Annotated in this window: 6 protein-coding genes; 3 read left to right on the forward strand and 3 right to left on the reverse strand. The window is 68.7% G+C overall.

The features are described from left to right. Positions 1-7: 7 nt before the first annotated feature. Positions 8-1,408, reverse strand: a complete 1,401-nt coding sequence (locus D183_RS0111520) for an amino acid permease (RefSeq protein WP_017909122.1) — start codon at positions 1,406-1,408, stop codon at positions 8-10. 85 nt (positions 1,409-1,493) lie between these two features. Continuing rightward, a complete protein-coding gene (locus D183_RS0111525; protein ID WP_017909123.1) occupies positions 1,494-2,966 on the reverse strand; it encodes an amino acid permease in 1,473 nt (490 codons plus the stop codon). 169 nt (positions 2,967-3,135) lie between these two features. Between D183_RS0111525 and D183_RS24540 the strand changes: the two genes are divergently transcribed. Continuing rightward, a complete protein-coding gene (locus tag D183_RS24540) occupies positions 3,136-3,717 on the forward strand; it encodes an NUDIX hydrolase (protein ID WP_039727260.1) in 582 nt (193 codons plus the stop codon). Positions 3,718-3,947: 230 nt separating this feature from the next. Here D183_RS24540 and serA read toward each other — a convergent pair whose 3' ends face one another. Further along, entirely contained in the window at positions 3,948-5,189 is a 1,242-nt protein-coding gene (gene serA, locus D183_RS0111535; RefSeq protein WP_017909125.1) for a phosphoglycerate dehydrogenase, read from the reverse strand. 261 nt (positions 5,190-5,450) lie between these two features. Between serA and D183_RS0111540 the strand changes: the two genes are divergently transcribed. Together D183_RS0111540 and D183_RS0111545 are read left to right on the forward strand one after the other, a co-directional pair. Continuing rightward, positions 5,451-6,839: an FAD-binding oxidoreductase gene (locus D183_RS0111540; protein ID WP_017909126.1), complete on the forward strand. Its 1,389-nt coding sequence runs from the start codon at positions 5,451-5,453 to the stop codon at positions 6,837-6,839. Positions 6,840-6,957: 118 nt separating this feature from the next. Then, complete coding sequence (locus tag D183_RS0111545; protein WP_010341821.1) at positions 6,958-7,275, forward strand: DUF2388 domain-containing protein; 318 nt, start codon at positions 6,958-6,960, stop codon at positions 7,273-7,275. Positions 7,276-7,330: the final 55 nt, after the last annotated feature.

Here is a 7,330-nt window from a genome sequence, read left to right on the forward strand (position 1 = left end):
TGTGGCGTTAGCCGTAGCCGAAGTAGATCGCCAGGCCGATCACCGTCCAGCCGGCCATCAGCATCCAGTTGTGCGCGGTCATCGCCGACAGCAGCGCCAGGCAGCTGAGCACGCCGGCGATGCAGATCGGCCAAGCGAACGGAATGCGAAACGGCCGCGGCAGGTCCGGCTGGGTGCGGCGCAGGATCAGCACGCCGGCGCAGACCGCGGCGAAGGCGATCAGGGTGCCCATCGAGGTCAGTTCGCCCAGCACGTCCAGCGGGAACAGCGCCGCCAGCAGGGCGATGCCGATGCCGGTGATCACCGTGTTGACGTGCGGGGTGCGGTAGGTCGGGTGGATCTTGGTGAACACCGGCGGCAGCAGGCCGTCGCGGGCGATGATCATGAAGATGCGCGGTTGGCCGATGATCATCACCAGCACCACCGAGGACAGGCCGATCAGCGCGCCGACCTCCACCACCACGCGCAGCCAGCCCAGTTGCGGATGCGCGGCGACCGCGGTCACCACCGGCTCGTCGGTGCCCAGTTGCGCGAACGGCACCAGCCCGGTCATCACCGCGGCCATGGCGATGTACAGCACGGTGCAGATCACCAGCGACAGGATCATGCCGATCGGCAGGTCGCGCTGCGGCCGGTGCGATTCCTGCGCCGCCACCGACACCGCCTCGAAGCCGATGTAGGCGAAGAACACCATCGCCGCGCCACGCAGCACGCCATCCAGGCCGTACTTGCCCGGGCCTTCGTTGGCCGGGATGAACGGGTGCCAGTTGGCCGGGTTCACGTACTTCCAGCCGGCGGCGATGACCAGCACGATCAGGCCGCTCTTCAGCACCACCATCGCCATGTTCATCGCCGAGGACTTGCGGATGCCGACGTAGCACAGCCAGGTCAGCAGCAGCACGATGCCGGCGGCGGGCAGGTTGGCGATCGCGCCGGTGGGCTGCAGCTTGCCGTCCAGCGGCGCGTTGACCAGTGCCGCGGGCAGATGGATGTCGAAATGGTCGAGCAGACTCAGGAAATAGCCGGTCCAGCTGACCGCCACCGCCGAGGCCGACACGCCGTACTCCAGCACCAGCATCCAGCCGATGAACCAGGCCGCCAGTTCGCCGAAGGTGGCGTAGGTGTAGGTGTAGGCGCTGCCGGAGACCGGCACCATCGCCGCGAACTCGGCGTAGGCCAGCGCGCAGAACGCGCAGCACACCGCGGCCAGCACGAACGAGAGCATGATCGCAGGCCCGGCGTGGTTGGCCGCGGCCTGCCCGGTGATGACGAAGATGCCGCCGCCGATCACCGCGCCGATGCCCAGCGCGGTCAGGCCCCAGGGGCCGAGCGCGCGTTGCAGGCCCAGCCCGCCGGCGTCCTCGTGGCTGGCATGGGGGTGTTTGGTGGCCAAGAGTTGTTTGAGCATCGAGCGGTTCCAGCCGGGCGCGGCGTGCGAGGAAGAGGGGGCGAACGCGAAGACCGGCGCGGACGCCGGTCTTCGGGGGAGCGGATCAGGCCTTGGCGGCCAGGCGGCTGTTGCGGATGCCGTAGAAGAAGTAGATGCACAGGCCGATCAGGGTCCAGCCGACGAAGACCTTCCAGTGTTCCTGGAATGCCTGGAAGAACAGGCCCACGCAGAACAGCGCGCCCAGTGGGCACACCGCCCAGAACAGCGGCACCCGGAACGGGCGCGGCAGATCCGGACGGGTGAAGCGCAGCACCATCACGCCGACGCAGACCGTGGCGAAGGCCAGCAGGGTGCCCATCGACACCAGTTCGCCGAGCACGTCCAGCGGGATCAGCCCGGCCAGCAGCGCCGCCAGCACGCCGACCACCACGGTGCCGACGTAGGGGGTGTGGAAACGGCGGTGCACCTTGCCGAACAGCTTCGGCAGCAGGCCGTCGCGCGCCATGGTGTAGAAGATGCGCGGCTGCGCCATCAGCATCACCAGCACCACCGAGGACAGGCCGGCGATGGCGCCGATCTCGACGAAGGTCTTCAGCCAGGCCAGCTGCGGATAGTGCTCCAGCGCGGTGGCCACCGGCTTGGCGGTGCCGAGCTGGGTGTAGGGCAGCAGGCCGGTCAGCACTGCGCAGACGATGATGTAGATGACGGTGCAGATGGCCAGCGACACCAGGATGCCGATCGGCATGTTCTTCTGCGGGTCCTTGGTCTCGCCGGCGGAGGTGGAGACCGCATCGAAGCCGATATAGGAGAAGAACACGATGGAGGCGGCGCGGAAGATGCCGCTCCAGCCGAACTCGCCCGGGCCGGTGTTCTCGGGGATGAACGGATGCCAGTTGTCCGGGTTGATGTAGAAGATGCCGACGCCGACGAACAGGCAGATCACCAGCACCTTGATCGCCACCACGATGGCGTTGACGAAGGCCGATTGAGTGACGCCGACGTAGCACAGCGTGCTGACCGCGGCCACGATCAGCACCGCCGGCAGGTTGACGAGGTTGCCCGAGGCCACGAACGCATGGCCCGTCCAGGTCAGCGGCGCGCTGGCCAGTTCCGCGGGGAAGGGCAGGCCGAGGGTGCCGGTGACGAAGCTGATCAGATAGGCCGACCAGCCCACCGCGACGCTGGAGCCGGCGAACAGGTATTCCAGCACCAGGCACCAGCCGATGAACCAGGCCACGCCTTCGCCTAGCGTGGCGTAGGAGTACGAGTAGGCGCTGCCCGAGACCGGCAGCATCGCCGCGAATTCGGCATAGCACAGGCCGGCGAAGGCGCAGGCCAGGCCGGCGAACACGAACGAGAGCATCACCGCCGGGCCGGCATGATTGGCCGCGGCCTGGCCGGTGAGCACGAAGATGCCGGCGCCGATCACCGCGCCGATGCCGAGCAGGATCAGGTGTCTGGCGGTGAGGGTGCGTTTGAGGGTGGCTTCGCCCTCCAGACTGCCTTCGAACGGTTCGCCGGCATCGACGTGACCGGCCGGTTCGATCGGCTTGACCCTCAGCAAAGACTTGAGCATTCGGTGCATCCCCAGGTGGCGGTACGGGGCAAGCGGCCCCGGCAATGGCGAAGCGCCGGGCCCGCAGCGGGCGACGCAAGCGTCGTACCATGCCAAAGCCGGCCGGCCGCCACAAGCCGCGCTGCACCGTGGACGGCGATAATGGCCGCCCCCGAATGCGAGAACGCCGATGCCGGAGTCGTCCCTACGCCAGCAGTTGCGGGCCCATGCCGGGCAGTGTCCGGACCAGGCCGAGGTCGCCGCGCAGTTCCTGGCCTTGCTCGACGATGCCGCCGATCCGTTCGTGCGCGCCCGCCTGGACGGCCATTTCACCGGCTCGGCCTGGCTGGTCAGCGCCGACGGCACGCGCACCTTGCTGACCCACCACCGCAAGCTGCAGCGCTGGCTGCAACTGGGCGGCCACGCCGACGGCGACCGCGATCTGGCGCGGGTGGCCTTGAAGGAAGCCGAGGAAGAATCCGGGCTGCCCGGCCTGGCACTGGAGGATGGCGCGATCTTCGACCTGGACCGGCACTGGATTCCCGCCCGCGGCGAGGTGCCGGGGCACTGGCATTACGACGCACGCTACGTGGTCCGCGCCGGCGCGGACGAAGCCTTCGCTGTCAGCGAAGAATCGCTGGCGTTGGCTTGGCGCCCGATTGCCGAATTGCTGGATGAAGCGGACCTGGATCCGTCGCTGCGGCGCATGGCGCAGAAGTGGTTGCAGCGCAGCGCATCAGCTCCTCTCCCCCCGGGAGAGGGGTTGGGGTGAGGGTGCGGACGCGAAGCGCTGCACCAATCTGGCAACACGAGGCTTCGCCCGTACCCTCATCCGCCCCTTCGGGGCACCTTCTCCCGAAGGGAGAAGGAAAAGCGCTAGCCCCTCTCCCTTCGGGAGAGGGGTTGGGGTGAGGGTCCGGGCGCGCAGCGCACCCGCAAATCCCCAATCCCCAATCCCCAATCCCGAATCCCGAATCCTAAATCCCCAATCCCGAATCCCCGCTAGTAAAGAATGCGCGTCCGCAACGTCCCCGCCACCTGCGCCAGTTCCTCCTTCAGCACCGCCGCCTGCTCCTCGCTGGCGCCCACGTCGATCACCACGTAGCCGACCTTGGGGTCGGTGCGCAGGAACTGGCCGTCGATGTTGACGTTGTGGCGCGAGAACAGTTCGTTGATCTGCGACAGCACGCCCGGCACGTTGCGGTGGATGTGCAGCAGGCGCAGGCTCTCGGCGTGCTCGGGCAGGGTCACCTCGGGGAAGTTCACCGCCGAGAGGGTGCTGCCGTTGTCGCTGTAGCGCACCAGCTTGGCCGCCACTTCCACGCCGATGTTGTCCTGCGCTTCCAGCGTGCTGCCGCCGACGTGCGGGGTCAGGATCACGTTGTCGTGCGCGGCCAGCGGCGATTCGAACAGGTCGCCGTTGCCCTTGGGTTCGATCGGGAACACGTCCACCGCGGCGCCGCCGATGTGGCCGCTGCGCAGCGCCGCGTCCAGGGCATCGATGTCGATCACCGTGCCGCGCGAGGCGTTGATCAGGTGCGCGCCCGGCTTCATCTGCGCCAGCTGCGTGGCGCCGATCATGTCGCGGGTGGCCGCGGTTTCCGGCACGTGCAGGGTGACCACATCCGAGCGCGCCAGCAGGTCGTCCAGGTCGGTGGCGGTGCGGGCGTTGCCCAGCGACAGCTTGGTCTCGATGTCGTGGAAGATCACCTGCATGCCCAGCGCCTCGGCCAACACGCCGACCTGGGTGCCGATGTGGCCGTAGCCGACGATGCCCAGCACCTTGCCGCGGGTCTCGTGGCTGCCGGCGGCCGACTTCGACCAGCCGCCGCGGTGGCATTCGGCGTTCTTCTGCGGAATGCCGCGCAACAGCAGGATGGCCTCGGCGATCACCAGCTCGGCGACGCTGCGGGTGTTGGAGTAGGGCGCATTGAACACCGGGATGCCGGCCAGTTCCGCGGCGTCCAGGTCGACCTGGTTGGTGCCGATGCAGAAGCAGCCGACCGCGATCAGGCGCTTGGCGTGGGCCAGCACCTCGGCGCTGAGCTGGGTGCGCGAGCGGATGCCGACGATGTGCGCCTCGGCGATGCGCTGCTTGAGCTCGTCTTCCGGCAGCGACTTGGCGTGCAGTTCGATCTGCGAGTAGCCGGCCGCGCGGAACACGTCGGCGGCGGTCTGGCTGATGCCTTCGAGCAGCAGCACGCGGATATCCTGCTTCGGAAACGAGGTCTTCTTGGGCGACATTGCGGCGAGGGAGCGATGGCCAACGGGCCGGTCACTATGCCAGATGGCTTCGCGCTTTGGTGCGCCGCAATAGGATGCCGGGAGACCGTGGATGCAACGCCGGCGGACGGTTTCAAATGCATCGATTGGCGGTGGCCGGCGGGGGATTCGGGAGTGGTGAGTGGGGATTCGCAAACGCGGCGACCTGCTGGCAGCGAACTGGACGCCGTTGCGCAAGGCTGGCACGCTTGAACGATTGTCTACGCTTCGATCTCTCCACTTATGACCGACCCGCGCCTGGATGCCCTGGCCCTTGCCGTTCCCGGCCTGCGCCTGAAGACCGATCCCGCCGACCTGGAGCACTACGGTCGCGACTGGACCCGGCGCTGGACCCCGGCGCCGCTGGCGATCGCGCTGCCGGCGACGGTGGAGGAGGTGCAGGCGGTGCTGCGCTGGGCCAACGACCACGCGGTGGCGGTGGTGCCCTCCGGCGGTCGCACCGGCCTGTCCGGCGGCGCGGTGGCCGCGCACGGCGAACTGGTGCTGAGCCTGGAGCGGATGAACAAGGCGCTGGCGTTCGATCCGGTCGACCGCACCCTCATCGTGCAGGCCGGGATGCCGCTGGAGGCGGTGCACAACGCCGCGCGCGAGCACGGGCTGCTGTACCCGGTGGACTTCGCCGCACGCGGGTCGTGCTCGATCGGCGGCAACATCGCCACCAATGCCGGCGGCATCCGCGTGATCCGCTACGGCAACACCCGCGAGTGGATCGCCGGGTTGAAGGTGGTCACCGGCAGCGGCGAATTGCTCGAGCTCAACCGCGGCTTGATCAAGAATTCCAGCGGCTACGATTTCCGCCAGTTGCTGATCGGCTCCGAAGGCACCCTCGGCATCGTGGTCGAAGCCACCCTGCGCCTCACCGATCCGCCGCCGCCGAGCAACGTGATGCTGCTGGCGCTGCCCTCGTTCGAGGTGCTGATGCAGGTGTTCGCCGCATTCCGCAGCCGGCTGCAGTTGGAGGCGTTCGAGTTCTTCACCGACCGTGCGCTGCAGCACGTGCTCGCGCATGGCGCGCAGGCGCCGTTCGAAACGGTGTATCCGTACTACGTGGTCACCGAGTACGCCAGCGGCAACGAGGCGCAGGAGGCCGCGGCGCTGGCCGCGTTCGAGGCCTGCATGGAGCAGGGCTGGGTGCTGGACGGGGTGATCAGCCAGAGCGAGGCGCAAGCCGCGCAGCTGTGGCGCCTGCGCGAAGGCATTACCGAGGCCGTGGCGCGCTACACCCCGTACAAGAATGACGTGTCGGTGCGGATCTCGGCGATGCCGGCGTTCCTGGCGCGGACCCAGGCGCTGCTCGGCGAGGCCTACCCGCAATTCGAGGTGGTGTGGTTCGGCCACATCGGCGACGGCAACCTGCACATCAACGTGCTCAAGCCCGAGGCCACTGCGCCGGCGGAGTTCATCGCCGCCTGCGAGCAGGTCACCAAGCTGCTGGCGCAGGTGCTGGCCGAGCACGGCGGCAGCATCTCCGCCGAGCACGGCATCGGCCTGGTCAAGAAACCCTACCTGGAGAGCACGCGCAGCGCCGAGGAGATCGCGTTGATGCGCGCGGTCAAGCGCGTGTTCGATCCGTCCGGGCTGCTCAATCCGGGCAAGCTGTTCGACCCCTGAGTCCAGCCTGGCACCGCTGCCGCGCGGCCCGTTCAGGCGCTGCGCGGGGCGGACCGCTAGGCTATGCGGCGCGGCGCTGGCCGTCCCCTTTTTCACGATCCCGTTTGGAACGATTGCAATGACCCGAGTGACCGCGCGCTGCGCCCTGCTGTTCGCCCTGATCCTGCCCGCGTTCGCGCAGGCGTCCAGCTTCGCCGGCAGCTCCGCCGGTTCGGCCTCGGCCGGCTCGGCCGGCAGCTCGGCGTCCTCGGACAGCAGTTCCAACAACGACAAGGTGGTGCTGCAGGCGCGCGACGACGCGGCCGGCTTCGTCGCCAGCGCCGGGCGCATCCGCGGCGTGCAACTGGAAGCGGCGCTGCGCGTGTTGCGCGAGCGCAACCCGCAGGCGCAACAGGCCAGCGACCTGGAACTGGCGCAGGCGATCCTGGCGCTGTGATCCCGCGCCGGCCACGGCGCCTGCGCGCGCGGTGGCTGGCGTTGCTGGCGCTGGC

Origin of the sequence: Xanthomonas sp. SHU 199 (assembly GCF_000364665.1) — a bacterium.
In the GTDB taxonomy this organism is placed as follows: Bacteria; Pseudomonadota; Gammaproteobacteria; order Xanthomonadales; family Xanthomonadaceae; genus Xanthomonas_A; species Xanthomonas_A sontii.

Bases quoted from the DNA above. Each gene is read 5' to 3' on its own strand.
- D183_RS0111520 (WP_017909122.1), bottom strand. From the start codon at position 1,408: ATGCTCAAACAACTCTTGGCCACCAAACACCCCCATGCCAGCCACGAG.
- D183_RS0111525 (WP_017909123.1), bottom strand. From the start codon at position 2,966: ATGCTCAAGTCTTTGCTGAGGGTCAAGCCGATCGAACCGGCCGGTCAC.
- D183_RS24540 (WP_039727260.1), top strand. From the start codon at position 3,136: ATGCCGGAGTCGTCCCTACGCCAGCAGTTGCGGGCCCATGCCGGGCAG.
- serA (WP_017909125.1), bottom strand. From the start codon at position 5,189: ATGTCGCCCAAGAAGACCTCGTTTCCGAAGCAGGATATCCGCGTGCTG.
- D183_RS0111540 (WP_017909126.1), top strand. From the start codon at position 5,451: ATGACCGACCCGCGCCTGGATGCCCTGGCCCTTGCCGTTCCCGGCCTG.
- D183_RS0111545 (WP_010341821.1), top strand. From the start codon at position 6,958: ATGACCCGAGTGACCGCGCGCTGCGCCCTGCTGTTCGCCCTGATCCTG.